Annotated in this window: 24 protein-coding genes and 1 pseudogene; 13 read left to right on the top strand and 12 right to left on the bottom strand. The window is 56.5% G+C overall.

All coding sequences use genetic code 11. The annotated features are described in order from the left end of the window. Together Poly21_RS26025 and Poly21_RS26020 are read left to right on the top strand one after the other, a co-directional pair. Nucleotides 1-306, top strand: a pseudogene (locus Poly21_RS26025) (hypothetical protein); the annotation flags it as partial. Beyond that, nucleotides 275-1,369: a hypothetical protein gene (locus Poly21_RS26020; protein ID WP_146409993.1), complete on the top strand. Its 1,095-nt coding sequence runs from the start codon at nucleotides 275-277 to the stop codon at nucleotides 1,367-1,369. The pseudogene Poly21_RS26025 and the gene Poly21_RS26020, both read left to right, overlap by 32 nt. A gap of 399 nt (nucleotides 1,370-1,768) precedes the next feature. Here the strand turns inward: Poly21_RS26020 and Poly21_RS26015 are convergent, their stop codons facing one another. The 4 genes from Poly21_RS26015 to Poly21_RS26000 form a co-directional block, all read right to left on the bottom strand. Next, nucleotides 1,769-3,514 (bottom strand): serine/threonine-protein kinase, encoded by a 1,746-nt coding sequence (locus tag Poly21_RS26015; protein ID WP_302120686.1) that lies wholly within the window; start codon nucleotides 3,512-3,514, stop codon nucleotides 1,769-1,771. Between the two features lie 45 nt (nucleotides 3,515-3,559). Then, entirely contained in the window at nucleotides 3,560-4,279 is a 720-nt protein-coding gene (locus Poly21_RS26010) for an SOS response-associated peptidase family protein (RefSeq protein ID WP_146409997.1), read from the bottom strand. A 139-nt stretch (nucleotides 4,280-4,418) separates the two neighbouring features. Continuing rightward, nucleotides 4,419-6,290 carry a DUF4129 domain-containing protein gene (locus Poly21_RS26005; RefSeq protein WP_146409991.1) on the bottom strand — a complete coding sequence of 624 codons (1,872 nt, stop codon included), beginning with the start codon at nucleotides 6,288-6,290 and terminating at the stop codon, nucleotides 4,419-4,421. Between the two features lie 53 nt (nucleotides 6,291-6,343). After that, on the bottom strand, nucleotides 6,344-6,832 hold the full coding sequence (locus Poly21_RS26000) for a hypothetical protein (RefSeq protein WP_146409990.1): 489 nt from the start codon (nucleotides 6,830-6,832) through the stop codon (nucleotides 6,344-6,346). A gap of 446 nt (nucleotides 6,833-7,278) precedes the next feature. Between Poly21_RS26000 and Poly21_RS25995 the strand changes: the two genes are divergently transcribed. The 3 genes from Poly21_RS25995 to nth all read left to right on the top strand — a co-directional run bounded on the left by Poly21_RS25995 (nucleotide 7,279) and on the right by nth (nucleotide 9,736). Beyond that, the gene (locus Poly21_RS25995; protein WP_146409989.1) at nucleotides 7,279-7,821 is read left to right on the top strand and encodes a hypothetical protein; all 543 of its coding nucleotides are present in this window, start codon (nucleotides 7,279-7,281) and stop codon (nucleotides 7,819-7,821) included. Between the two features lie 277 nt (nucleotides 7,822-8,098). Further along, a complete protein-coding gene (locus Poly21_RS25990) occupies nucleotides 8,099-9,073 on the top strand; it encodes a serine O-acetyltransferase (protein ID WP_146409988.1) in 975 nt (324 codons plus the stop codon). 9 nt (nucleotides 9,074-9,082) lie between these two features. Then, entirely contained in the window at nucleotides 9,083-9,736 is a 654-nt protein-coding gene (gene nth, locus Poly21_RS25985) for an endonuclease III (protein WP_146409987.1), read from the top strand. Between the two features lie 84 nt (nucleotides 9,737-9,820). Here nth and arsD read toward each other — a convergent pair whose 3' ends face one another. From arsD to Poly21_RS25965, 3 genes are all read right to left on the bottom strand, one after another. Next, entirely contained in the window at nucleotides 9,821-11,101 is a 1,281-nt protein-coding gene (gene arsD / locus Poly21_RS28035) for an arsenite efflux transporter metallochaperone ArsD (RefSeq protein ID WP_302120683.1), read from the bottom strand. A gap of 317 nt (nucleotides 11,102-11,418) precedes the next feature. Further along, the gene (locus Poly21_RS25970) at nucleotides 11,419-12,168 is read right to left on the bottom strand and encodes a lysophospholipid acyltransferase family protein (protein WP_146409986.1); all 750 of its coding nucleotides are present in this window, start codon (nucleotides 12,166-12,168) and stop codon (nucleotides 11,419-11,421) included. Beyond that, nucleotides 12,161-13,174, bottom strand: coding sequence for a phosphatidate cytidylyltransferase (locus Poly21_RS25965; RefSeq protein WP_302120681.1), 1,014 nt, complete (start codon nucleotides 13,172-13,174; stop codon nucleotides 12,161-12,163). Before Poly21_RS25965 ends, Poly21_RS25970 begins: the two co-directional genes overlap by 8 nt. Before the next feature lie 222 nt (nucleotides 13,175-13,396). Between Poly21_RS25965 and Poly21_RS25960 the strand changes: the two genes are divergently transcribed. From Poly21_RS25960 to hisS, 3 genes are all read left to right on the top strand, one after another. Then, nucleotides 13,397-14,062 (top strand): hypothetical protein, encoded by a 666-nt coding sequence (locus tag Poly21_RS25960; RefSeq protein WP_146409985.1) that lies wholly within the window; start codon nucleotides 13,397-13,399, stop codon nucleotides 14,060-14,062. Between the two features lie 14 nt (nucleotides 14,063-14,076). Further along, nucleotides 14,077-15,300, top strand: coding sequence for a hypothetical protein (locus Poly21_RS25955; RefSeq protein WP_146409984.1), 1,224 nt, complete (start codon nucleotides 14,077-14,079; stop codon nucleotides 15,298-15,300). An 89-nt stretch (nucleotides 15,301-15,389) separates the two neighbouring features. Continuing rightward, entirely contained in the window at nucleotides 15,390-16,736 is a 1,347-nt protein-coding gene (gene hisS, locus Poly21_RS25950) for a histidine--tRNA ligase (RefSeq protein ID WP_146409983.1), read from the top strand. A gap of 376 nt (nucleotides 16,737-17,112) precedes the next feature. On the opposite strand, the gene Poly21_RS25945 is transcribed toward hisS, so the two are convergent. From Poly21_RS25945 to Poly21_RS25925, 5 genes are all read right to left on the bottom strand, one after another. Further along, nucleotides 17,113-17,820 carry a metallophosphoesterase family protein gene (locus Poly21_RS25945; protein ID WP_146409982.1) on the bottom strand — a complete coding sequence of 236 codons (708 nt, stop codon included), beginning with the start codon at nucleotides 17,818-17,820 and terminating at the stop codon, nucleotides 17,113-17,115. A gap of 9 nt (nucleotides 17,821-17,829) precedes the next feature. Then, nucleotides 17,830-18,597, bottom strand: coding sequence for a YqgE/AlgH family protein (locus Poly21_RS25940; protein ID WP_146409981.1), 768 nt, complete (start codon nucleotides 18,595-18,597; stop codon nucleotides 17,830-17,832). 35 nt (nucleotides 18,598-18,632) lie between these two features. Next, the gene (locus tag Poly21_RS25935; protein WP_146409980.1) at nucleotides 18,633-19,640 is read right to left on the bottom strand and encodes a ketoacyl-ACP synthase III; all 1,008 of its coding nucleotides are present in this window, start codon (nucleotides 19,638-19,640) and stop codon (nucleotides 18,633-18,635) included. A gap of 523 nt (nucleotides 19,641-20,163) precedes the next feature. After that, complete coding sequence (locus tag Poly21_RS25930; protein ID WP_302120679.1) at nucleotides 20,164-20,634, bottom strand: phage integrase N-terminal SAM-like domain-containing protein; 471 nt, start codon at nucleotides 20,632-20,634, stop codon at nucleotides 20,164-20,166. A gap of 463 nt (nucleotides 20,635-21,097) precedes the next feature. Continuing rightward, complete coding sequence (locus tag Poly21_RS25925; RefSeq protein ID WP_302120678.1) at nucleotides 21,098-22,471, bottom strand: integron integrase; 1,374 nt, start codon at nucleotides 22,469-22,471, stop codon at nucleotides 21,098-21,100. Nucleotides 22,472-23,193: 722 nt separating this feature from the next. Between Poly21_RS25925 and Poly21_RS25920 the strand changes: the two genes are divergently transcribed. The 5 genes from Poly21_RS25920 to Poly21_RS25900 all read left to right on the top strand — a co-directional run bounded on the left by Poly21_RS25920 (nucleotide 23,194) and on the right by Poly21_RS25900 (nucleotide 26,319). Then, nucleotides 23,194-23,715, top strand: a complete 522-nt coding sequence (locus Poly21_RS25920; protein ID WP_146409978.1) for a hypothetical protein — start codon at nucleotides 23,194-23,196, stop codon at nucleotides 23,713-23,715. A gap of 107 nt (nucleotides 23,716-23,822) precedes the next feature. Continuing rightward, the gene (locus Poly21_RS25915) at nucleotides 23,823-24,350 is read left to right on the top strand and encodes a hypothetical protein (protein WP_146409977.1); all 528 of its coding nucleotides are present in this window, start codon (nucleotides 23,823-23,825) and stop codon (nucleotides 24,348-24,350) included. A 362-nt stretch (nucleotides 24,351-24,712) separates the two neighbouring features. Then, nucleotides 24,713-25,105 (top strand): hypothetical protein, encoded by a 393-nt coding sequence (locus Poly21_RS25910; RefSeq protein ID WP_146409976.1) that lies wholly within the window; start codon nucleotides 24,713-24,715, stop codon nucleotides 25,103-25,105. A 121-nt stretch (nucleotides 25,106-25,226) separates the two neighbouring features. After that, nucleotides 25,227-25,658, top strand: coding sequence for a hypothetical protein (locus Poly21_RS25905; RefSeq protein ID WP_146409975.1), 432 nt, complete (start codon nucleotides 25,227-25,229; stop codon nucleotides 25,656-25,658). 223 nt (nucleotides 25,659-25,881) lie between these two features. Continuing rightward, the gene (locus Poly21_RS25900) at nucleotides 25,882-26,319 is read left to right on the top strand and encodes a hypothetical protein (protein ID WP_146409974.1); all 438 of its coding nucleotides are present in this window, start codon (nucleotides 25,882-25,884) and stop codon (nucleotides 26,317-26,319) included. Nucleotides 26,320-26,812: the final 493 nt, after the last annotated feature.

Below are 26,812 nucleotides of genomic sequence, written 5' to 3'. Positions count from 1 at the left end.
TGCTTTCTGATGGGAGATGACCCGATCTCTGGAAAGAACTTCGACCATCGCAAGCGATGGATTGAACAGTATTTGCAACAATTTGCTGCCTCTTTCGGGATTGACCTGCTGTGCTTTAGTCTGCTCTCAAATCACTTTCATTTGATCCTGCGCTCGCGCCCCGACGGGAGAGGAGCCTGGGGACATAGCTCCTTTTCAGGTGTTGACTTGCCGCTCTTCAGGGTAATGATGATTTGGTTGAGTTTTCCGAGTGCAAAGCCAAGTGAGGTGAGAGATGGCCCGGATGTGCCGAGCGGAAGTTTTTGATCCCGCTGAAGTTGCTGTGGCGCATGTCTTCGGCAGGACGGTCCGACGCTGCTTTCTGATGGGAGAGGACCCGATCTCTGGAAAGAATTTCGACCATCGCAAGCGATGGATTGAACAGTATTTGCAACAATTCGCTGCCTCTTTCGGGATTGACCTGCTGTGCTTTAGTCTGCTCTCAAATCACTTTCATTTGATCCTGCGCTCGCGCCCCGACGTGGTGGCGACCTGGGACGACGAGGAAGTCGCTCGCCGCTGGTTGAGGCTGTGCCCGCATCGCCGCAAGCCGGATGGCACTGCCATGGAACCAACGCAGCCTGAAATTAACTCGATCGCGGGTTGCCCGATCAAACGGGAGGAAATTCGTAGCAGGCTGAGCGATATCAGCTGGTGGATGCGGTTGCTGTGCCAGCGTGTGGCCATGCGGGCAAATCGTGAAGACGAAGAACACGGCCGGTTTTTCCAAGATCGCTACAAAGCCACCCGGTTGACCGATGAAGCCTCGTTGCTGGCATGTGCGGCGTACGTGGATTTGAATCCCATTCGAGCCGCGATCTGCGAGCGACTCGAAGAGAGCGACTTCACGTCGGTGCAGCGGCGAATCGAGGCAGCGCAAGAGCGAGCCCAAGACGAATCATCTGCTAACATTCAGTCGCAGCGAACGCCTGCGGCGAAATTGCGTCATCGGCGTGATTCGTTCCTGTCTCCGGTTTCGATCGACGAGCTAGTCGATCCGGTTGGCCCCTGTGCGAGTGAGTCGAAAGAGCGCTGCAGTGAGAAAGGTTTTCTGGCCATGTCGCTGGCGAGCTACTTGGAATTGCTGGACTGGACCGCCCGCCAGACGGCCTCTGGCAAGCGCGGCAAAACACCCGCGAGCGTCCCGCCGATCCTGCAGCGTCTGGGCTTGGACCGGGCCTCGTGGTGTGAACTGGTTAGCGATTTTGGCAAGCTGTTTGGTACGGTAGCAGGACGCCCCGGTTGTGTTGACGCGATGCGTAGTCACCGTACCCATCGCCGCTACCACATGCGTCGGCGGGCAAGAGAGATATTCGCGGACGCCGGTTAAAGCCAACGATCGCATCTTCTTCGCTCCAGCGGATCACCTTTCCGGGTCGATAACGCTTGCGGTGCACACTTTCAGGCTGCCAAGACGGCAAAGTAGCTCGTTTCGGTACCTGAGCGGCTGGAGAGATCTCACGAATTGCCGTCTACTCCCGACGGGCCGCTTGACAGGGGTCAACAAAGTGTCGTGTCCCCAGGTGCTTCCCAGTCGACGCGAAATGCCGATCGGGTACGACGACGAGCTGGTCCAGGGACCGACCGTGCGTCATCGCAGTTTATCCCAAAGTCGTCGTGCTGCGAAGTCACGCAAGCCAAATAAACCCCTGGTCGATACTCCGCTGAACCACTTCCAGTATCCAGACGCCGCGCAGATCAGTGCTGCATTTTCGATCGAGAGGTATCGTTAATCGCAAATCGAGTCTTCGACCGGACTGGATGGAGCGGCGTAACGACGGCCCAAAATCCACATGGCAATCAACCATCCGCTGCCTAGCAGCAACGGGCTCCAACGTGGCCAACTCGCATTGAGCCCCGCGATCACGAAGAAAATGATGCCGGAGATGGCGTTGCCGCCCCACAGATGTCCCGCCATCGCAAGAAACCCGAAGCCGCTCATGAGGGCCGCCAATACCATCACATCGCTATGATCAAAATATCCCGCCGCCCACAAGACATTGACCATCGCCAGGGCCGCCAGGTACCCCAGCCAAATTGACCAGACCGGGCGTTCGGCCACTCCGCGTGGCATCCAGCAGCCGTCGCGAGCATTGTGGATCGTCCATCCGATCCCGATCAACATGAATAGCCGAGGAACAAAATAGCCCAGCAAAGATGCCGTACTGAGCGCTGATTGCGACATTGATTGGCGAATTTCGGGTGTCATCGCCTCGGTGACGACAAACATCAATAGATGTGCGATGAAAACGCAGATTCCGATGCGTGTCAGAGCGCGCCCCCAATTGGCAAACGCGTCTTGATGTTGGTCCCGAGCCAACTCCCGAGACACCTTGCTGAGAATTCCATCGGGAACCGCCAGCGGCGACTCCCCCGCCAAGATACGATGGAGATCATCAGCAAGATCGTCTGCGGAACGATATCGGCGCGTGCGATCTGGGGCCATCGCTCGCGCTAAGACGTGCTCCACATCAGCGAGCTGCGGGAATCTCGGCATGCCCCCGGGCCAGGTCAATCGCAGTGATGGTGTTTCTTCGCGGAGAACGTTTCCCAATACCTCTGCGGTCGAACTGCCGGTGTGTGGAGGTTGTCCCGTCAGGAGAGCAAACAGAATTCCACCGAGTGAATAGATGTCCGTCGCCGCCGTGACATCGGACTCACCTCGAGCTTGCTCCGGACTCATGTAATGCGGCGTACCAATGATCTGGCCATCGCGAGTCATTCCTGGTTCATCCCGATGCCACTTGGCGAGCCCAAAGTCGACGATTTTTGGTTGTCCGTCAGCATCGACGAGCACGTTGTCCGGCTTGATATCGCGGTGAATGATGCCACGCCGGTGCGCATACGCGACCGCTCGCGCGATATCCCGGACCTGCGTGATCGACCGGCAGATGGTATCACGCTCGGCATCCGACCTCGTCGCTCGCACATCGCCCGCGATGCTTTCGAGATGAACTTGACGACGCTGCACACCGACTTGCAGGGAATCCCCACTGACCAGCGGCATGACAAAGTAATCCATACCGCGCCAACACCCGATGGCATGAATGGGCAAAATATGGGGGTGCGAGAGCGTCGCGGCCGCTTCGGCCTCGATCCGAAACCGCAGTTTTAAGTCCGCATTGGCGAGCAGCCCATCACTAATCAATTTGACTGCCACCTCGCGCCGCAAACTCTGCTGCACCGCAGCGTAAACCGTCCCCATGCCGCCGCGTGCGATTTCATGCGTCAGCAAAAAATCGTCGAGACACTCGCCTATCAGGGCTCCGCATCCCGACTCGGTGCCCGGATCCAACCACATTTGGTTGGCAGCAAAACTGCGTAGCGGCTCCGCATGCTGCGGATAGCGTTCGACCATCTCATCGAGGCGAACGGGTTGACCCGCTTCGTGTCGCTCAATGAAGTGAGCTAGTACGGATTCAAACGACGCCTCCGCAGGGAGAGGGAAATCACGAGCCGCAATCGTACGGGCCAAATCAGATCGGTGGGGCGGCTTTTCCATTGGCTTCAGTATAACCCTCTAACGAAACCCCAGCGGCCCGATCTCATCGATTTCAGCGAGTTGCAGGTCGCGTTTTTTCAGATTGGCTGACTTGCGTTTGATCCAAGATGCGGCCATGTGACGATCAATTTGACAGGTCAAAGGTGGGTCATCAGCGAACTCGCGCAGAACTTCGATGGAATCCTCCGCCCCCCGAGCTCCACGCTGCATCCATGCGTCGAGGCCCTCACGCTGTAGGAAAAAGGGTGAGCGATGATGCCCATGCTCCATCACGAACGGCAGTGCGGGACGCATCAACAAACTCATCGCCAATACCGCGTTATCGTCGGCACTCTTGCTGAATGAAAAGATCCCCGCGGCCAATAATAACCCGCCATCTTGTGCCGAAAAACTCAGCTCGGTCCCCTCGGTCTCGCCCCAGTAGGACGATTCACGGAATGAGGTCATCGGCACGACGCAACGATACTTCTCGAAGGAGTTTTTCCAAGGCCATTTGTCGCGAGACTCGATACGGGTGTTGTTGAGCACATGCGTGCGCCCCGATGCGGACCCGTCACGTTTGCCCATTCCAAAGGTCATCGGACGCACCTCACGAAGTTCTTCGCGATTGATCGCGACCACTGGGGCTTCGGTATTGGGAAACACCTCCTCAGGGATATCGAAATCGAACGTCGACTGCGCACGCAGTTCGCGGCAAATCGAATGCAGGTTAGTACGAATTTGAAATCGATTGCACATGACACTAAAAATTTGGCTGGTCATCCCACCACGCGGCAGCAAGGGAATCCATTGTATCACTTGCTAACGCACCGGGTTATCGACTGCGGTGGGCGGTTGGGCGAGCGGCAGCCTGTTTTTTTACGGATTGGACGTTCGCCTAGAGTTGAGGCCGCATGATCTGCCAAACCGATGAGGCCGCTGTGACGTCGTTACGGTTTGCGGCAGTGCGTCCGTAGACGACCCGGTTGTACGCGTCGACGACCCGCCAAGCCGGCTGTTTCATTGAGGGAAATTTCCCTACCAAACGCCGTACATATTCACTGGGCGTTTCATCGTCACCTCGCTGCACGCCCTGCTCACGCCCCCATGCCTCCAATGCTTGGAAAGTCACCACGACGACCTGTCCAGCTTCGGCAGTTCCGACCGGGTTGGCAAACGAGGAAAATGGTCGAGCGGGAGGCCCTTCCGCTCTCTGTTTCCGGCGCCGCGGTGTCGCTGGGTCGATATTGTCACGACCGTTTAGCCAAGCATGCAGCCACGCCAACCAAGCATCGCGATATCGATAGACATAGACCGCGATTACGAGTAGAAGCGTGAAGAACAATACAAATTTCAGCAACCCTGAGAGGGCACCACCGAGGTTGGCTGTCGGTTTGGGTGGCGGTGCTGAGTTGGCCGGGTTGGAATCGTCGGCTTCCGCCGGCGGCGACTTCACCTGGTCAGCGGTCGCCTCGTCGGATTTGGTTTCGGTGGTAGGTTCGTTGCTAGGCGGCGATTCGTCCTGGTTGGATGACGGCGGTTGCGCAGGATCGGACTGCTTTTGGCCAGGATCGTCCGACGTTTGATGGCGGTCTGATTGACTGGGATCGCTCGATTTGTCTGGACTTTCGGGCTGCTGAGATGGCGTTGACTCACCGGCATCACTCGACTTCTCCGCTGCCTCCGATTTCCCCGACTTGTCAGGCGTTTGTGAATCTTGCGCAGGTTTGTTGCCACCTTTTTCTTTGCCTGCGGGGCCGTCTTTGCGGTTTCCGGTCTCGCCACCGGGCTCTGCATCGGCCTGATCTTTGCTGTCAATCTGTGGCGCGCCATCAGGCTTTTGAACCCCCGCACGAGGATCGCCGGTGGCCGGCGCATTCTCGTCTGCGAGGTCTGCACCGTCCTCTCCGAATCCCCAGCGAGTGGCCTTCGTTAGATTTGCGTCGGACAGGAAGTCCGGCATCCGCCATGCAACGAGCGTTTGCCCCGGCATGGGAGCGATGTACGCAACAAGCAATATCAGCAGGATCATGCCGACACCGCCCGCCAACCACGCCACAGTGACCTGCAACGACATCTCGGTACTGCGTTGCCGCAGATACCGTCTCAGGTTGAGGAACGACGTCACGACCAACAATGAGAGACTTGTAAATAGGTACAGGGTCAACATCCATTTCGCACGCTCCCATGATCCAGGGAAATTGTCCAAGAAAAACTGGCCAATGCCAAACAGAGGTAACGCCCCCACCGCCAAATAGAGCACCGTTCGTCCGGGCTGATGTCCCGCCGTCTTCCTCGGCTTGCGTGGTTGCCATCCCGACGCAGAAGCATCCGTCGTACTCATGTGCGGGCTTCGGCTTTGAAACCACTTGCGAGCACTGTCGACTAGCCCCTGGCCGCTACTGTCGACGCCATCGTCAATGATTGTGCAGTCATGAACGATGCGGTCGGCCAAGTACCCTATCGTCAAGATAACCGCGAGTAAAAAAACCGGGTCCTGGACATAGCGAATCAACACATAAAACGTTGCTGCGCCGAGCACGACCGCATATATCGACGCGCGTTCACGACTCTCTTCAATCGTCAGCCGAGCCAACGCCGTTGCCCCCATCGTGTAACACATCAGTATCCACGAAACATGCCAGGAGTAGTTGCCGTGGTACAGGACGATCATCAGGAAGTTGGCTAGGCTGTTGAGCATCCACCAAATCAACAGCGGGGCGATTCCGATCGCGGCGTAGTCGGCAAGGGTCTGGTAATTACGAGGCACGGTACGGCGAGCAACCAGGAGACAAGGAGAAATTCGAAGCTAGAAGCTTGCAACTAAGTCGGCGGGAGGTTGTTTTGGTACGCCTGCAACCGTGCGATGAGCGTGGCGAGGCGTACAGACGCGTTAGGCAGACTGACTTCGGCCAGTTCAATGAGGTCCGCAACCGGGCCCTTCATCTTTTCACAATTTTGTTCCATCTCCACTGCCACGGTGCGTGCACGCTCGATCCGCTCCCGACATAAGTTCTTGCGAGCCTTCCACCGGGCAACCTCTTTTCGCTCGTCGGTGGCGGGCGCCGATGAGCCACTACCGGCCGTTGATTGTTTGCGACTGAGACGATCTCGAGCTTCGCTGAGCCGCTGCTCGGCTCGCCGCAACTGCGATTGCCAATATACCGGATAGTCTCGCGCGAAGTGTTGTTCGGCCCTGCCCACAACAGCCCGCACCTGGTGGCCTTGTCGCAGCAATCGCTCGCCTAACCGGTCGACCGCCTGCCGTAACTCGTCGAGTGATTCGATACTGCGAACGTCTGCGTCACTCATCGGGAACTCTGGGGGAGATTTTGCGAGAAAACCAGCGTCTTATCTTAGCCGAGTCGGACAAGCAATTCGCATTTTTTGGCTCATTCGGCGAAAACCTCCCGTCACCATGGACGATGCTGTTGCCAGATGAACCACTTTTTCACGATAGCTGGGCTCAGCCGTCTGGCACACCGCCACTCCCCGTGGTGATTGCAGAGATCGCATTCTCAGCACAATTTCTGCTTCGATACCCACGCGATACTCAAGGTCGCCTTGTCGCGATCGATATCGAATCTGCCTTAAAACAGCCCGACGTGGAGAGATGGGCAACCTATGCAGGCGGGGTTTCCTGCTTCCTGGTCTGCTTGGGCCGATTATCTGCATCACGGTGGGGTCATTCGCCGAAATCAAAAGTGACAAAGACTGTCATTTTCACAAACTGCACCGCGCCGGAGAAGGATTCGAGCATGAATCGTTGGCTATTGATCGGATCGTTAACGGGCCTGATGGTCCTCAGCACGGGATGCCTGCATCACAACACCCGTGGTGGCTGCCAAACCTGTGGCACACAAGGCGGAATGGCTTGTGGAGGACAGTGCAGTACCGGCCAGTGCGGGGACGCTGGCTGCAACTCCTGCGGCAACAACAGCGGCCTATTCGGTAAAGCGTACGGCAAAGTTGCTGGTTGCTACACCGGCAATCAATCCGCCTGCAACGGCGAATGCAACAATGGGTGCAACGCGGGCTGCAATACCTGCGGGAACGGCGGATGCCCGAACTGTCCCGGTGGCCGGCTCGGCTGTACCGCCGGACCACTCGGTTGGCAGCAAGGTGGACTGGACTACAGTTCGCATCTGAATCCAGGTTTTCTGGGACACCACGCCGGAAGTGCGGCCGCAGCACAACCGTTCACGCCCGGACCACCTTCGGCACAAGTGGCATATCCGTACTACACGCACCGTGGCCCACGTGATTTCCTGATGGCCAATCCGCCATCGATCGGCCCCTGAATCGTCGGTAACGCCTCCCGGCGTGCGGGCCTATTCGAGACAGTGGGGTCTGGCTTAGGATCAAGGCAACCGATCAGCCAAACGCCGCGAGCTGTGTAGCGTGAGGCCGGTGTCCCGAGTGAGCGTATCGAGCTCGGTCGGGACCGATGTCCCTGACGAGACAAGGGGCTCGGACGAGAAACGGGGCTCGGGCACATTAATGGTCTCGGACGGGACAAGGGTCCCTTCCTATGAAGTTTGTCTCCTTCATTTGTCGCAAGGTGTAGGTAGGTTTGTCATGGCATCCGATTTTCGGCTGAAAGAATCTCTGCCCGAATTGACCGAACAAATCGTTGCGACCTATACGGCCGACGATGCGATCAATCACCTCGGTCACTGCCCTCTACCTAGCTACGAGGCGGTCGTTCGGATCCTGCTCGACCTGAAGGATATTCTTTATCCTGGCTACCGTCGCAACACGAACCTCCACGCCGGCAATATTCGCTACCACGTCGGCGGATTGATCGATTCCCTGCACGATCAACTTACCGTGCAGATTGGCCGGGCGCTGCGACACGAGAAACGCGTCAAAGAGCAGCACAACGATTGCATCGAGGAGATCGATTTCGAAGCCAAGGGGCAAGCGATGACGATCGAGCTACTCAAACGCATCACGAAACTCCGCGCAACCCTTGCCACCGATGTAGAGGCTGCGTTTGCAGGCGACCCCGCATGCCAAACGACGGACGAAATCGTGTTCTGCTATCCCGGTTTCGAAGCCATCACGGTCTACCGCATCGCCCATGAATTAACACAACTTGAAGTCCCTTTCATTCCGCGGATGATGACGGAATGGGCACACCAACAGACAGGGATCGACATCCACCCCGGCGCAACGATTGGAGACTATTTCTTCATTGATCACGGCACCGGGGTGGTCATCGGTGAGACCTGCGAGATCGGCGAGCACGTCAAGTTGTATCAAGGCGTGACACTCGGTGCAGTAAGCTTCCCCACCGATGGCGACGGCCAACTGATTCGCGGCCAAAAGCGACATCCCACCATCGAAGACAATGTGGTGGTGTATGCCAATGCCACGATCCTCGGCGGCCGCACCGTGATTGGACACGACAGTGTCATCGGTTCGAGTGTGTGGCTGACACGAAGCGTCTCCCCCGGCACCACCGTGCTGGTGGAAACTCCACAACTGCGAGTGCGGGGCAGTGAGGGTGCAAAGGATGCGCTGGCACCGGAACTGAACTACCAAATCTAGAGTTTTGCCGTGCGTAAATCGGAGCGAGCTGTGTTGTTGATGCAGCGATTGGACGAGTACTATCCCGACCCGCCCATCCCGCTGGTACATCAGGACGAATTTACCTTGCTCGTCGCGGTGCTCCTCAGCGCCCAGTGCACGGACAAGAAGGTCAACGAGATCACCCCGGCCCTGTTCCAGGTCGCTGGAACTCCCGACCAGATGCGGAAGCTCGGTGAACCGGCGATTCTCGACATCATTCGCCCCCTTGGTCTCTCCAAGCAAAAAGCAAAATCACTCGCGGGACTATCGGAAATTCTGGTCACGCAGCACGACAGCCAAGTCCCCCAATCTTTCGAGGAACTCGAAAAGTTACCTGGTGTGGGACATAAAACTGCGAGCGTCGTGATGTCGCAAGCGTTCGGTGTGCCGGCATTTCCGGTCGATACCCACATCCACCGCTTGGCTCAGCGATGGGGCCTCACTACAGGAAAAAGCGTGGTCCAAACGGAACGGGATTTAAAAAAACTATTCCCCGAAGCCACCTGGAATCGACTGCATCTCCAAATCATCTTTTATGGCCGTGAGCACTGCACCGCCCGCGGCTGCAATGGCACACAGTGCGGGCTGTGTAAAGAACTCTTTCCCAAGCGACGCAAGCCAGTCGTGTGGCTCAAACCATAGCGATTTCGACCAGCTTGCATCGACGAAACGCTTTTCGAGTTTCTCCACATCAATGCGGTTCTCGGAAGCGAAACAGGGCGGTCCTCAGCAACAACCGGATTCGCCGCTGCAGCATCCACCAGGCTCAGTGACTGGTAGGCCAAGCTGTGGTTTTAGCTTCGTCCCCGTCCACATCGCAAGATTCTCACGTGTGGGGTACTCACTGCGGCTGACGACGCGTCCATCGACGATTATCAGCGGCAAGCATTCAACTCCGTCATCGGCAAGCATCTGTTTGACAACGTCGTGCTGAGCGTACTCCGCAGGATCTTGCGACAGATTGAATCGTTTCACACTGTGCCCCTGAGACTTCAGCCATTCCAAATCTGCGGCGAATTTTGGTAGCACCGGATCGACCTGGGGACCGCAAACGCCCGTCGAGCAACACATCGCTTTGTCGAAGACCTGCACCACCGAGTGCCCTGTTGCTGTGACCGCATCGGCCTGGCTGACCGCGTTGTCCCGTGGGACCGCGCTGCCTGGCTCAGCGGTACCGCCCGGGGAAATCGCGTGGACGCGCACACTCGCCGCGTATGAGTTGACGTCAAACGAACCGAATACCTCCGCCAGTCCGTCGTGCAGTGATGCGTCATCGCCACAGGATTCCGCTGCCCCACAGCACTGGCTGGCGCTGGCCTCGGCGTAAACATTCAGGTCGGCCCCGGTATCAGTGACCGTGACCGCGTCGAATCCCGCATCCATCAGAGCCTGTCGGTACTCATCGATCATGATCGCACCTGAAATGCAACCCACATAAGCTTCGACGCTCGACTTGATCGCCTCGGGCAATTCCTGTTTGAGTGCGATGTCACTGATCGCGACGCGGCCGCCTGGCTTCAATACACGCAGAATCTCGCGGAATACAGCTGGTTTATCATCCACTAAATTAATGACACAATTACTGACGACACAATCGACGGAATCATCCGGCAGCGGAAGTTTCTCAATGTTGGACTGATAGAACTCGACGTTTTGCAGCCCGCACTTCTGGGCACCTGCTCGCGCCCGGTCCAGCATATCGGGCGTCATGTCAATGCCGATCGCCTTGCCGGTATCTCCGACCTTCCTGGCAGCCAAAAATACGTCCATGCCGCCGCCGCAACCTAAGTCAACGACGACGTCGCCTTCTCGCAGTCCCGCCATGGCCAGCGGATTACCGCAGGAAACGCCCATATTGGCCTGGGTTGGCAACGACTGGAGATCCTCCATCGAATAGCCGAATGCCGACGCAATGGACCGGACCGCTGCCGAATCGTTCGTCAGCCCGCTCCGCGCGACGGCTGCATATTGATCTTGCACGGACGTTGTTTTGCTGTTCTCACTCATGGGACAGTTGACCTAGACACGGGAGGGATACGGAACGGGAAGCTCGTCGGCGGGACGTTTGCATTTCTGCCACTGGAGGGGATCGATCCGACCGCCACAAGGGCCTCGGCCGCACCAACACCTGCGAAAACGAAACGCAATATCGTCGATCGACGATTTACGATACGCCGCACACACGCGGTCGTCAAGGGCGATTTCATCCGTACCGCCAGCCGGCAGACGGTTTCGGAGAGCGCCATCCGCGACGGCGCCCGATCGCAGCGTGCTACTGGCGGCGCTCAATAGGGCGACATCAACTTAATGTGGTGGCCGCGATTTTAGAACGTCTCGGGTACCCTCGCACCGTCAGCCAAACGCTGAAACTCTGTATCGAGTCGTTCCATCATGGTGTCCTTGTTACCGGTCCACTGGAGTCGTTCACCGACATACGCGTCAATGAAAAACGGAACGAGTAACCCTTCGCCGCGCGGTAGCGCCTTGCCTAGGCCGTACATGAACACGGGCACGATCGGCACGTCGGGATGACGTCGTGCGAGGTGGGCAATGCCACGCTGGAATGGCTCACGCTGCTCAGGCTCGCCGCGGGTGCCTTCCGGGAACAGCAATACGATCGCTCCCTGATTCAGTTGCTCGCTGATCGGGTCAAGCGGATGCCCGCGGCCGCGTCGCACGTCACGGTCGATCGGGATGATCCCCAGAACACGAATCGAAAACCATGCGAACCACCGCGTGCGCAAGAAATAATCTGCCGCCGCGACAGGGCGCACACGATGCAGTTCATTCATGGGGAACAATGTCATGAGAGCAAATGTATCGAGGTGACTGTTGTGATTTGCCACAACGAGCATTGGACCTCGTTCGGCCAAGCGTTCTTGCCCGCGAACATTCATCCCCATGATCACCAACATCACGGGGCGTACTACGATCAAAAAGAATAGATACCGCAATACAGGTTGGGGGCCCTTGGCCACGATGCCTGCAAGGATGGCGGGATCAACTGAAGAGACGTCGGCATCCGCGTCCGCCTCGGCTGCACTGTCGTGATCTGCGCGACGTAAATCATCCATAGCAGTACCACACAAAATGGAAGAATACGGGTGCTGTAAAAATCAAACTATCGATTCGATCGAGCACGCCGCCATGGCCGGGCAACATCGACCCAGCCTCTTTGACGCCGAGATCACGCTCGAGGGCGGAGACGTTTAAATTCCCAAACAAGCCTGCAATGGCCACCACCAGACCAGCGATCAGTGACCGCTCCAGGTCGAGCATTGTCATCCAGGGACCGAGTGCGGCGGAAATCAAGACCGTGATGAGCAGGCCACCGACGAACCCGGCCCAGGTCGTTGTGGGACAAACCGCAGGGGCGATTTTTCGTTGGCCGATCGATTTCCCTACCAGAAATTGGCCGACCTCATTGCACTGCGTCAGAATCAGCAACAGCAACAATAATCCGGGTCCTGCAGAGATCGCTGTATGCGTGCTCGGCCAGACCGGGGCGACTCGCGGATGTTCGCCCACTGGCATCACCAGCAGGAAGGCGGCGTGCGAGAGGAAAAAAACCGTCCCCATTACCCCCCACTGCAATGTCCCCACGGCACGGAGGAAGCCTGGCATCTCTCCGATCATGACCATCCGTGTTGGCAGCCACATGAACAAATAGATGGGTACGAAGACGATGAACATGCCGTACCACTGTCCGCTGATCCAGCCATACTGAATGGGGATCGAGACATATGCCCAAAATAAAACACGGCGGTCGGCCCGACGACTCGGAATCAGCGACAGGTATTCTTTCAGGGCCAGGAAACTGACAAAGGCAAAAAACCAGATAGCCGCCAATGGTGACAGGAGCATCGCACCGGCGACCAACCCCGCAATCACCCACCATGTCCGCACCCGCGACCTTAACTCGCGATAATCATGCTGCGGCCGTGACCACACCAACCCGATCGACACGATACTCGATAGGGCCAACAGCAGGAAAACGGCCAGTAACACGGCCCGCACTTCCATCGTCAGATGGGCAAACCATCCCTCCGGGTCGGCGGGGATCATCGCAGCGAGCGACATGACACTTCGAAGGTCCAATTTGCAGGGTGTCCAAGTGTAGACAAATGAAATGCGAGCGGATCAGCAGACAATACGTGCAAAGTGCCTTTGCACGGAGTAAGATATCGACTTTTATGCGAATTCTGCTAAAATTGATGCGTTCTCAGAGCCATCGTAATCGACTTCCAGCACCGATGTTGGAGCGACGAGCAACGCCCAAAATTCTCAACCTAGGTCTCGAAAATGAACCGTCACCACATCGCGATCGCTGCGTTCTTGGCAATTCCCACGTTGCTGGCACCAGCAAGTTTACCCGCCCAGGTCGAGATTTATGGCAATGGAAACCGGGGCGGCTCCACAGTTGCCGGTGACGAACTGCGAGGCGCCGCTGACCTTGCGGTCGGTCTGGGTCAAGGATCACTGTTGCGTTCCATGTCAGCAGTCCAGTTGCAAAAAGCCCTGCAGGAGCGACTGAAGTTCCGACAAGAGAATCTCGAAGGGTACTACAACAACAAAGCGTTCCGCGAAGCCGAATTAAAAAAGAAGACCGCTGAGGGCGTCGCGAACTACAAAGCCGCTACGGAACACACCACGAACAAGCGGCTTTCCAAGTCGCAGATCCATCCCGCCACCGGCGAACTGTATTGGCCCAAACCACTCGATGCCAAAGAACTCGCCCCATATCGCAAGCCCATCGAAGAGGCTTTGGCGAAACGCGGCAGCCCTGGTGAGACCTACGATCGCTTTGATTACTTGCGGGTCTCTAAAATGCTCACCTTGATCTCGGAAGCGGTAGACTCGATCAAAGACAAACTCGACCCACGCGAAGTGGTGGCTCTGAAAGAATATCTCAATCAAATCGATTTCGACGCTCGATTCAACGCCGAAAACGAACGGATTGACTACTGAATCTGTCGTCGGACATGCCCTCCCCCGGTTCGCCAAAATCGCTCATTGCGATCGGCGTGATGGTCGCCGGACCGCTGGACTTTGTCGATGCGCGAGCGGCCCGGATGGCGGTCGAACAGGCCGACCAACGCTTGTCCGAACTGTTTGAGGAATTCCGCTTCGATTTCTTTGAGATCAGGCGACCTGAAATGACGGGCGGCAGCATCGCTGGCAATGGACGCGTTGAACCGAGCGTGCTGCTCCAACAGGCGGTGGAGGAACGTGATTCGCGCCACTGGGATTTCGCGATCATGTTGACCGCATCTGAACTCGTCGGCAACTATTCCTCATTCTGTTTCGCGGCTCTGAGTCGACCACTCGACGCAGCCGTGCTATCGATGTCGCTCATTGATCCGATGGCCCTGGGTGTCGAAGCAAATCGGGACGAACGGGTCGAACGCATCGCCCGCCGACTCAGCCGGTTGATTCTGCACAGCATCGGTCACTTGAGCGGCCTCCCCCAAAGCAGTCATCCGAACGATCTGATGTATCATCCGCCCCACGCGGGGGCGCTCGATTTGATGGCAGGAATGGGTACCGAGAGCGTCGAGCGACAGCGCATGGCCTTGGCCGAGATTGCCGATCAACGCTTGGAGGAAGGTGCCGGACGAGGACTCACCAAGCCCATGTTCGCGCTGCGTGCGGCATGGATCAATCGCAAAGAAATCACCCAAGCGATCTGGGCGGCCCGACCCTGGGAATTTCCCAAACGACTGAGTCGCCTGACCATTGCATCGTTCTCAACACTCGCCATTCTTTTCATGACAGCCGAGGCCTGGGATCTGGCTTTAGGTCAAGGCAGTGTTCGGCTGCCGACGCTGCTATTTGTGTCGCTACTGGCGACGACGTTTTACGTTGTGCTGCGTCAGCAACTATTGGTACGACGGGGCACGCGGCGTTCCGAGCAAGCAATCGTGACCTCAGTCTCAGCGATGGGAATTGTTTTCGTCGGCATGGCGACCACCTGGGCGGCACTATTTGTGGTCGGGATGGTACTCTCATTCTTCTTATTCCCGAGTGCCTTGATCGCAGACTGGGCAGCCTCCTCGATCTCTGCCCCCAAAGACTTGACCTGGTCCCACCGACCGCAGATGGCAGTCTTCGCGGCGTCGCTAGGGTTGATGATTGGAGCCCTCGGTGCGAGCTTCGAATCCCAGCATTATTTCCGGCATATTATTTTTGTTGACGAAGAACTCTAAGAACCTTCCCTACCGAAATTCGCTCCCGTGACATAGGCTGCTGCCTATCCCTGTCTCCCGTCTCCCTGTTTCCCGTCTCCCGCTCTCCCATGCCTCTCATTCAACCTCGGACGCTCAAAGGGTTCCGCGACTATCTCCCCGCCGCCATGATCCCTCGTGAGCGAATCATGGAAACTGCCCGTCAGACGTTTCGCAGTTTTGGATTCGCGCCCATTGATACGCCTACTCTTGAGCACTTAGAGATTTTGACGGGCAAGGGCAGCGAAGAAACCGATCGTCAGCTCTATCAATTTATCGATGCGGGCAAGCGGCCTGTGGGGATGCGATTCGACCTCACCGTACCGTTGGCAAGGTTCGCCGCCCAGCATATCGGCCAGTTGGGAACGCCCTTCAAACGCTATCAAATTGCCCCGGTGTGGCGTGGGGAGAATCCTCAAGCAGGACGATATCGAGAATTCTACCAATGTGATTTTGATACCATTGGGACGCAGTCGGTGCTCGCGGATATCGAAGCGGTCACGGTCATTGACGCACTGCTTCGCGCGATCGGAATCGACGCGTTCACGATCAGTATCAACAACCGGGCAATTCTCAGTGGTTTGCTCGAGTCGCTCGGCCTGGCTGATAAAACAACACCAATCCTCCGCAGCCTCGACAAGTTGGGAAAGATCGGTCGCGAGTTAACAGCCAAGGAGATGGTGGAATCAGCGGGCATTACCGCAGAACAGTCCGAGCAGGTTCTGCGACTCGCCGAGTGTGACGGCTCCGCTGATGAGGTGTTCGCCATGTTGCCGTCGATCATCGGTGACAATCAGACCGCCCAAGACGGCGCAACAAGACTGCGGGAGATCTATGAGGGGGCCGTCGCTTCAGGCGTTTCCCCCGATCGCATGACGATCGACGTTTCGATCGCCCGAGGATTGGACTACTACACGGGCGTGATCTTTGAAACAACGCTCGACGAACTACCGTCGATCGGCAGCGTGTGCAGCGGCGGACGGTACGACAATCTCGCGGGACTGTATACGAAAGAACATCTGCCCGGCATCGGTGCGTCACTGGGACTTGACCGTTTACTCGCAGCATTGGAAACCCTGCAGCGACTATCGTCGACGAGCAAGCCCTGCCCGGTCTTCATCCCCTATTTCGACAAGGACCATCGCGACGATTATCTGCGGTTGGCCACCAACTTGCGTCGCGTCGGCATCGGCACGGAAGTCTACCCGGAGCCTCGAAAGCTAAAGGCACAGCTCAAGTATGCCGACGCCCACGGCTTTGCGTACGCCATCATCGCTGGCGGAGATGAATGGGCGGGTAACCGAGTCCAAATCAAAACTCTGGCTGAAAAGACGTCCCAGGATATCGAGTACACTCACGATGCACCGGAGAAATTGATCGCCCAACTGAGCTCAGCTGGACCGGCGTCGACCTTGTGAGGGAAAGACGCTAGCCGCCATCGATTTCGCGCGTTCGCCAATTCAATGTGCCTATGCGAGCCCGCAGCGACAGCGCAGAGCGAAACATGTTTTCATCGCGGACGCGTCGAATTAGTAAATCAACGGTCCGCGAGCAACGGTTGTCGGTTCCTTGCTCTTCAATGTGGTTGTGCAGTATTCGAACTGCCTTGTGAGTGAACGAGTTACCTCACCCGCCTTGCGCAGCGGAGAAGATGATTACAGGCTATCGCCCGCCAAGAATTAACTTCGAAACTGCAGGATCCGCAAACCGGGGCTAGCGTCCACACCACGAATCACACCGCCGAGTGCCTGAACGCTCCGCGATCGCGATAGCGGGATGCACCCGCCGAGCCGGTCACTTGCCACGCAGCCAACCCTTCCAGCGTGCCAGCGCGTGCCAGGCACGCTCGATGGGAACTCGGCGGATATGACCGTGGCGGTCGGATTGTGTCACCACTCCAGTTTCCAAGTCGACAGCACTTAAGTACCCTCCACCAAAACAGTACGTGTCGACGCCCACGAGATGCGCCCGCCATAAAACCTCCCCTCGTGGCTGCGGGGTATGCCCCACATACACCCTCTTCCCGCTGGTGTGGGCAACTGGCAATGGGTGAGGAAGGTGGGTCCAGTAGGTCAACTCATCACTCTGTGCAGCGATACTCTGTTGCGGATCGTACATCGCGTGAACGAAGATCTCTTGCTCCGTTTCATGACAGCGGCGCAAGCCGTGAAAGAACTCAAGATGCGCCGACGGAATCTTCGTGATCGAGCCACCATAGCTCACCACGGTCGCCTTCCCGCCGCTCCGCATCCAGATCGAATCATCACTTCCGTGAGTGACGACCGCTTGCAACATGACCTCATGATTTCCCCGCAATGCGATCACGCGGCAACACTGGCTGAGATTGATCAATTGCTCAATCACATCTTTCGAATTCGGCCCTCGATCAACGTAATCGCCTAGAAAAACGACTTCATCGTTTGAGCCGAGCTTCAGCGCCATGTGCAACGAGCGCAATGCTTTGGCGCATCCATGAACATCGCCAATCACGTAACGTCCCATGGGCGATTGCTAATTCACGCCGGGGTCAAATCCGACGTCCTCATCGGGCAACGAAAGATCGGGTCGCAAGTCCTTGAGAATGGCATGACCACAGCGATGAACGAGCTTCTCCCAAACCTCATCAGAGCGGTCGAAGATGGAGTCTGACTCAGCGGGGGTGACCAGCCATCCTCCCGCGTCCAGTTCATGTTCAAGTTGTCCCGCACCCCACCCTGAATATCCAACGACAAATTTCAGTCGGGTGTCGTCTCGGCGAGCAAGAATTCGCAGATGATCTTCGTCCGCCGTCATCCAGGCAGGCACATCGCTCCACTGGATCGACATCGAGCCCCATGCTTCAGCAGGATGATCGTGCACCGTCATTTTTGTACCCGCGGGGTCTTCCGCCGCAGATTCCTGACCGCTGCTCGAGGTCAAATCTCCGCACGGTTCACCGATCCCAGCCAGTTCGTGCAGCGCCAGCAGGGGGCCTTCGACCGGACCACCGAGATAAATCTGATCTGGCGGCGGTGGCGCTTGATCTTCTGCAGACGTCGCGTCGGCGGGATCGGCTGATTCTGCTCCAGGCTGCTTCGCTGGCTGGACATGCCATGATGGACTGGACATCTCCACCACTTCGCTAAAGCGTTTGGAGGTGCTGCGATTGATCACCACGCCGAAGGCCCCTTCATCGGTATGCCGAATCACGAACACCACTGAGCGGAAGAAATGGCCATCGGTGAGGTAGGGGGATGCAACGAGAAAACAGCCGGTGCAATTCTGCGTTTTGGATGTCATGGATGATCTTCCCCGCTACCGAGTTAAGTGATCGGCTAATTACCGGTCCAATCGTCACGCCACAAGCAGCCAGCCCACGACAGCCCAACACCGAAACCGACGAGCATATTCGTATCAGCTCCGCTCAAATCGCCGCGGCGACGTAGCCGATCGATCAGGATCGGCAATGTACACGATACTGTGTTGCCGATATCCGCCAAGTCGATCGGCAACCTCTCCGCAGCCACATTCATCCGCACGCGAAGTTGATCAAGCATCTTCCATGTCGCTTGGTGCATTAAATAGCGGTGCACATCGGCGTCACTCAGCGAGTTAGCCTGCAAGATCTCATCGACCAGTCGCGGAATGGCTTCGACAGTGAACCCAATGAGACTGGGCCCGTCCATGTACAGGCGGCTCTTCCAGCGTTTTCGATGCCGTGGCGGGATGGCGTCCTCCGACGATCTCGCCCCACCATCGCCAACGATCAACATGTCTGCACCACTGCCATCGCTCCCAAACTGAAACCCCCACAAACTCGGACGTTCGCCCGCAGTCACCAGGGTCGCGGCGGCAGCGTCACCAAAAATGGTACGGAGACTGCGATCGTCCGGATCGATGTATTTGCTGTACGTCTCGGCGGTTAACAACAGTACCCGGCTCGCCGCGCCGCTCTGGATAAGACCGTCGGCCATCGCCAAGCCATACACAAATCCGCTACAGCCCAAATTGAAATCAACGGCACCGCAGCGGGTCGGCAGCCCCAACCGGTCCTGCAACAAACACGCCGTCGTCGGCAGCGGATAATCCGGAGTCTGGGTGCAGAGCAGGAGAAAGTCGATACTCGCCGGGTCAATCGACTCTCGCTCAAAGAGGTCCTTCGCCGCAGCCACCGCCAAATCAGCTGCGGTGACACCAGGATCGGCAATGTGCCGCTGATGAATTCCAGTCTTTTCCGCAATCAGATCGAGATCCCAGTTCGGGAACTGTTTCTTCAGACATTCGTTGTCTTCGACCCGAGGCGGCAGATGCACGGCAATGGGACCGATTTGAGCGTATGGCACGTGAGTCTTCAGCGGACGGGGAGTTGGAATTGGTAGGGTAAGCAAAGCCAGTCAACGCACTCAGGCAGTCGGCCCCCAAGCGTAGCAGCCTGCCCGCCAGGGCGGAAGCAAGGTTTTCGGCAACTTTTTGCCTCGAACCGCCTGCCAGTCAGTTTTCCCACAAAATGAGACACTTTGGCGGAGCGGCCGTTGAGATAGCCGCTTTCGCAGTGCAAATCTGGAAATACCGCCCCGACGCGTTGGACATAGCCGCGTTGGACATAGCCGCGCTGGACATAGCCGACCGACGGCTCCGCCCGTCTGGAGCCCTAACCGATGTCCGCTTCGCACGAGACGCCCGCCGTCACACCCTGCGTCACCACGACCGTCACCCGCCCTGCTGCTGCGTTGTCAGTTCTTCGTAGCTCATGGTCACACCCTGCGTCACCACGACCGTCACCCGCCCCCCCAAGCGAAAACCGCAGCCCAAACATCACTGATTGCTGGCAACTTCAGAGCCAAGAGCCTCATCTATCGCGGCTTCTCACGACGAATCCGATCCAACGGGCTGGTCACCGCCAGACCTGGGCGATTCATCACGAATCAATGAACCCCAGTCGCGACCAAGATGCGTCTGGAAAAAGTACAGCAGCGCGGATTTCGCTTGAGTTTGAGTGCTGGCCTCGCATCCCAATTCCGAATGCATCGGCAACTCGCCCTCCGGCACATCCCACTCCTGGCTCAGGCTCTTGCTCGACCTCGTCGACGACCCGAACTTCGCCACCACCTCACGCCCCGTCTGCCCACCCGCGTTCCCTTGACCGCCCTCACTCGCGACCCCAGGCGAATTCCCAATCGCAACCTCGGTGAGAAATTCACGAATCTCTGGCTCGCCCAAACTTGTCGGGTCATCCACCTTCGCCCAACAAGCAAATCGGACCAACCAAGCAGTGTACGCCTTTTCAGTGGCGAACTTCAAGCGACGTCGCCTCATCGTACGGCGAAACTCAGTCAAGTAGTCAGGCTCCCCCAACAATCACTCTCCCCTCTTCCACCGGCAGTTCCGGCAAATCCGCGTCCGCACTCGAAGACCCGCTCGCATTCTCACTGGCAGCCAAATCCGCAAGTTTCCCGCGAATATCATCCAGCAAATCATCTGACTGCTCCAACACCAACGCGCGGTAAGCGATCAAACACCGGACCGCCTGCAATCGCCGCCAGTCCCCCTAGTTTAAATAGGATCGAGCTTCACATGGCGTTTTTAGTGTAGCCCGCCAGTTGTCAACCGGGTATATTACCAAAATATCACCCGGTATAAAAATATATCCGGGTTCAAACCTGTATAATTAAGTTGTTCGTAGCCGCTGGTGACCGCACTGAACCGCGTGCCGCAACGTCCAGCAGGTGCCGAACTGGGGCCACCCACTTTTCAGGAGCCACACCTCTGTTGTCTGAGTCACACTTTCTTTGTAGCTGACTCAGTTTAACGACTCCGGTCCTCTTTTCCCGTCCGCCTGCACTAGGCGATCAATTGGACTTTGCAAACGACCGTCAAATCCAACCTCCACATGCACATACGTCATCGTCGTCTCAATGTCCTTGTGTCCCATCAGTGTCTGAACCGATGGTAAATCCGTGCCATCCTCGACCAGATGAGTCGCAAAGCTATGCCGAAGTGAATGCGGTGCCCCGTTTTTCGTGATTCCAGCCGCTTTTTGAGCCGCTTTCAACGCGTTGGCAAACTGCTCTTCACCGATGTGGTGCCGCCAAACATTGCCGCTCCGCTTGTCACGCGCCCGCTGACGCGACGGAAACACCCATCGCCAACCCACCTCCCGGCCTGCATTGGGATACTTACGCGCCAAAGCAAACGGTAGATACACTTTATCAAACCCCTCCTCCAAATCCTGCTGATGACGCTGCGTCGCCCACGCAATCTGACGCTGCAGTTCTGCGATCGCTTGGTTGGGCAAGAAAGTCATCCGGTCCTTCTGTCCCTTGCCATCGCGCACTAACAAACGACCCTCATCAAACCACACATCCTTGATCCGTAGTCGCCGACACTCCTTGTGACGCAGACCTGATCCGTACATCAGCAAAAACATGATCCGGTGTACACCCACCAACTGTTCCAACAACCGCCCGATCTCCGGACGGCTGAACCACACCGGCATCGTCTCGGGACGCTTCACACGAACCGCATTCAAGAAACCTATCCGCTTGCCCAGGATGCACTCATAAAGAAACAGCAACGATGATTGCGCCTGCGTCTGCGTGCTCGCTGCCACCTGCTCAGTGACGGCCAGCTTGGTCAAAAACGACTCGATATCTCGTTCGTTGAACAGCGCCAGATCCGTGGACCCCACGTGTCCCATGAATCGCTTTACCCACCGCACGTATGCTTTCTCCGTCGCCATCGAGTAGTGCAGCACACGCATGTCGCCACGCATCGTCTGAACCAGCACGGGCTCGGCAGGATCCATCTTGCCACGGATAATTGCCAATTCCTCCTCGGTCGGCGGCACCTCCAAGTCAAGGTTGCGTTCTTGCTTGCCCAACTGCGCGAGTTTGGCAATGATGCTCGACAAATCTGGCTCGGAGCGTCCCAACACCAAGTCGCGATAACACTCCAGTGACCTCACCGCCTGCCAACGCTGCCAAGCCGGAGCCCCCACCTCCAACAACATGCGGGAAAATTGCAGGGTCGTTTCGCGATTGACAGCCAACTCATTTACCAGCCCCAGGGGGAACGTCATCGCATACCGCCGCAGCCACTTCGGGAACCAAACCCGGTCGCTCTCCCCCACGCCGTCGGCAGACGCCACAGCGATCTCAAATTTCAAAAGTGTCATCAGAATGATCCTTCGAGTTGACGGGGTTGCCTTTGCTGCCTGAGAAGACTATCATCAACTACCACTCTAGCGGCCTGCGGGGTATTGGTCAAACAACCACACTCACTTAGGTCGTATTGGAAAGATTCCCGAATACGACCCTACTGACAAGGGTTGAAGCTATTGTTCCCCGACTGAAATTGCAGAACTGAATATCGCTTCCAATCCTTATGAGAGTCCCACCGCAGATCCTGCTGCGACGTGTTACGGAACTAATCCGCGTATCACAAAATGGCTTCGATTTCGTTACCATCTTTTGCCGCCGATTCTGATCGCGACGCTGGCAACCGGCGAACCCCTCGCAGTTCTCTCGACTGCATTCTTGTTTCTACCAATGATTGCCCTCGCTACTGAACTGGGGCCGTGGGTTCATCCACTAAACTTCATCTTCTCGGTCTTAGTGTTTTTCGCTACACCAGCGTTGGAAATCGCAAAGCGAATTTTGCCCGCAAAAGAAAAACGCCTTCGCATAGCTCAGATTTTGCTGTGGTGGCTATACTGGGGGATGATGTCGCTGGCGATGGCTGGCGGAACCTATCGGGGACCGTGATTTGGTGTTTGATCCATATTGCGGGGAACCATCCAATGCACCCGAGCGGCGATGTCGGGCGTTTTTAAATGTTCAATTTCTCGTCGCCGCCGGGTGATTGGTACCGTTCTGTGGCGGAGATGGCGAATAGCTGATGGCGAGCGTTTCACCATTACATGTACTGATCGCGATCGCATTGTCGGTCACCATCGTTGTGCTGCCGATGGGACACATTCTAATGCCGCTCCCGTGGATCGTCATCGTTGTGGTTGCATGGAAACACGAATCGAAACACGATCGCGGAGCAGGCACATTCGCAACATACGTTGCGGTAACCGTACTGATCGTTGTTGCGGCAATATTCGCACCGGTGAAAACGACAGAACATGTACTCGATCGTCCACTGGCACTTCCAAGTACCGAACTAACTATCGCCGAAATGGACCGCGAGACGAATTTCGAGAATGCGGAATGGTTGCCACGCTACATTTACGTCACCACGACACCGCAAAATGCCGACAAACAAATTCGCTTTCGCACGACGGATATCACGCTTCGAGAGTTTGTTGATACAATTGAATCGCAAACTGAACTCCGTCACCGTTTCATGCACTGTGGCAATGGTTCGTCGATTCTATTCGGCGGCGACTGCTGCTTCGGACTGCGTTTGCGGTGAACAACGCCACAGAACAAAGCGTTGCACGCCGAGCCGCCGATCGCGCGTTTTTTGAAGTCAACGTCACTCGCGGCGACCGGGTGAACGCCACCGTTAGGTGAATGAGAATGAAGTTTGAAATCCCAACGAAATTGCTCACTCGCACGAAGCCAAAGGTACACTCTGAGTGGGCAACCTGGGAGAAAAAGAACTTCAACATTCATCGCGGACTCATCGGGCTGAACGCACCACGCATCAATTCGATACACGAGTTGGCCGCACAAATCCGCCAGGGCGTGCGAGAGGAGTTCAATCCAAACTGGTTTAGAGGTTTTGGGTTTGGCACGATTATTCGTCTCCACGAAGTTCCCACCGACTTCGCAGAGATCTGTCAGCATATCGACACGAGAAACAAAAAGGGCGGTGTTTGGCAGTGGGCCGTGGTGGTCTTGCAAGAAGACAAGATCGCAATCGCTATTCATACCTGGTTGCACGGCTACTTGCGACCTGTGTATGACTCCGTACTACAACAACTAGCACAAGACGGTTTTGTGTGCCATGCCTCCGATGCGGAAGTGGATGTGCTAATTGCTAGGCTGCAAAAGATACAAGAAGCATGCCGAATGATTCACAGAGTTGCCGGGGTCATCACCTAACAAAGCGTTGGACGCGGAGCCGCCGATCGCGTCGTTCCCGAAGTCAATGTTGATAGGCGGCGGCCCGGTCAACACCATCGTTCGTAGGCGCTGGTGACCGCACTGAGTCGCAAACTGCAACGTCCAACGCCTTTGATTTCCGACGCCTGACTCCAGCTTCCGCAGTCTCCGTCGCCTGGAAGCCATCGCCCGAATTTGCTTGCGTGCGCATTGGCGACTCGATACGATTGCGGTATCACGGGTCGTGTGGTGTGTCGCTACGCGCTTGATCGAGTGTACGCTACGAACAACGGCGGTGCACGGGAGTAACGCGTCACCTCCACTCCGGCGGTTGGCTTCGCCATTTTACCGCCTCCGTTCCGATGCCACGTTACCCCGTGACCTTCGGCGTTCCCCGACTGACGGCAACTCTCGTCTTCAGCTCGCAGCGAACCGACCTCCTATCGAAGCTTTCATTGGCCATTCAAGAACACGAGCTGACCCGCCGCGATTGGGATAGGCGATTTGGAGGTTGGTCTGCAATTCTCGCTGGAATCGCAACATGCGGATCGCTTGCCTTCGGTTACCACGCACTCTGGGCTGCGTTTTTTCTGCTGATCCCGCTCTACGTATTGCTGCGTTTTTCCACGCCGGTTGGCGGATATCGGTCGCCAGTGATCAGTCGCTGGTCACTGCTATTGGTTCCAATACTGTTCGTCGTGATCCCTGCCTTGCTTGCGCTATCTCGCTACGTAGCATCAAGCGTGCTACGATGAGTGTATGCACAAAAACGCGGTGAACCATGCCGTGCACCGGAGCGGCGTCAATGCGTTTTCTGATGGAAGCTTTCACTCTCGCCGCCCTGTGACGGCGGCCGTTATTCGACTGAGATAACGAATGAACCACCGAGAACCTACCAGAGGGCGAGACATTATCGGCAATCCTGAGCGTTTTGTCCGCAACCCCACTAACGACACACTGGACATGACGACCAAAACTATAACGATTACGCTAGTCAGTCGTTCCGATTACCACATACTGACCGATGCCCCCGAAGGTGTGTCCATTACAACACCGCCACCGTCTCTGAAAAAGTCGCTTGGGCCAATTAACGACATTGCAGTTAACTTCGATGTGGACGTAGCCAAAATCACTGGACAGGCTTTCGCCAAATGGCTAATCGCCAAGCTCGGCAGGGACGCGATTGCTAGAGTAGGTGACCGAGATTTTAATCGCGTTTCCAAAGACGATTCCACTGTCATAGACGCAGTAGTGCGTCAGATCGAGCACAAGAAACACGACGATGATGGTGGTGAACCAGTTTCGTGAAAGTAGGTTCCATACACGGTTTCTCATCTTTGATCCTTTTTGATGTTGGTTAATGTTTCCCGATATCTAACGGACCACCAATGCCGATTCAATGCTTGCCCCACGTACCGAATAACAACCGCATGAACCGAAGTCGTGCGTCACGCGGGTTTGCAGATTCACGCCAATCGGCACGACTCGGTTATGCTAGACGTTATTTGATTGAAACCCATCACAACGCCCCATGACATCACTGACGCTTGAGGGCGCTACGGGCGCAAGGCTTGGTCGGGTTCGCGTTGCCGATTCGTCAAGCACGCATGACATCTACACTACTGGGCCCAATTACGCACTTCGCAATCCGGTCGAGATCAGCGAACAGCAGTTGCGCGACCTGTTCGCAAGCCTGAGATCGTTTTGGCCGCCGACCGACGTTACAATTCTCGACGCAATTCGTGGTGGGACTTACAGGCCAAAGCGCGGGTTACCCGATATTGGCTTTCAACTCACCGGTTACGTCAATTTTGACGAGGGGTTCGTGGTTTCGTGGGACGCGGGGACAATTCGCGGCACGGCCAATGGCTGTTTGCTACTCCTGGAGATGGACCCATCAATTGTTGGCTATGACAAACTGCGATACGCTATTGATTGCATTGTCGATCGAACCAGCGCGAGCAAATAACCAAGAATTGCACTAGAGACGGGCGTCACGGTTTCTGGCAGATCAAACATCTTTCGGCCCGTCCTAGTGAATTCCGCCGACTATGAAGTCCAAGGTTTGACAAGTGGTGTTGGGTTGCTTTTTTGTCTTACTTCATTTTTTTTCCGCTGGTGGAGGTGAGGTGCCGTTCGCCGGAGGCTTTTTTCGGTCGCTCGCCCGTAAGTGGCGACCGAAAAAAGGCGCAGGTGAATGGCACCGGTTTCCATCTCGGTTGATGTCGATCACGGATGCATCAACGGCTTCTGACACGAACGGGTAAGGAGCTGGATTAAACGACTATTCGAGGTGTGAACGCTCTTGGTCCTGGTGGGCCAACATGATTCATGATGGCGGCGTCCCCTCAGTTATCCTTGCACGGTTCCAGCCACTTGATTCAGACTGGCGACGTGTTTCGGCGAGCACTTGCCTGGAGGCTTCAATGAGCAGCAAGTGGTCTTCCTTCGGTACGGCACAT

Source organism: Allorhodopirellula heiligendammensis (genome assembly GCF_007860105.1).
GTDB lineage: Bacteria > Planctomycetota > Planctomycetia > Pirellulales > Pirellulaceae > Rhodopirellula > Rhodopirellula heiligendammensis.
The sequence above is the reverse complement of the archived record's forward strand: the minus strand, read 5'-3'. Positions and strand labels throughout refer to the sequence as shown.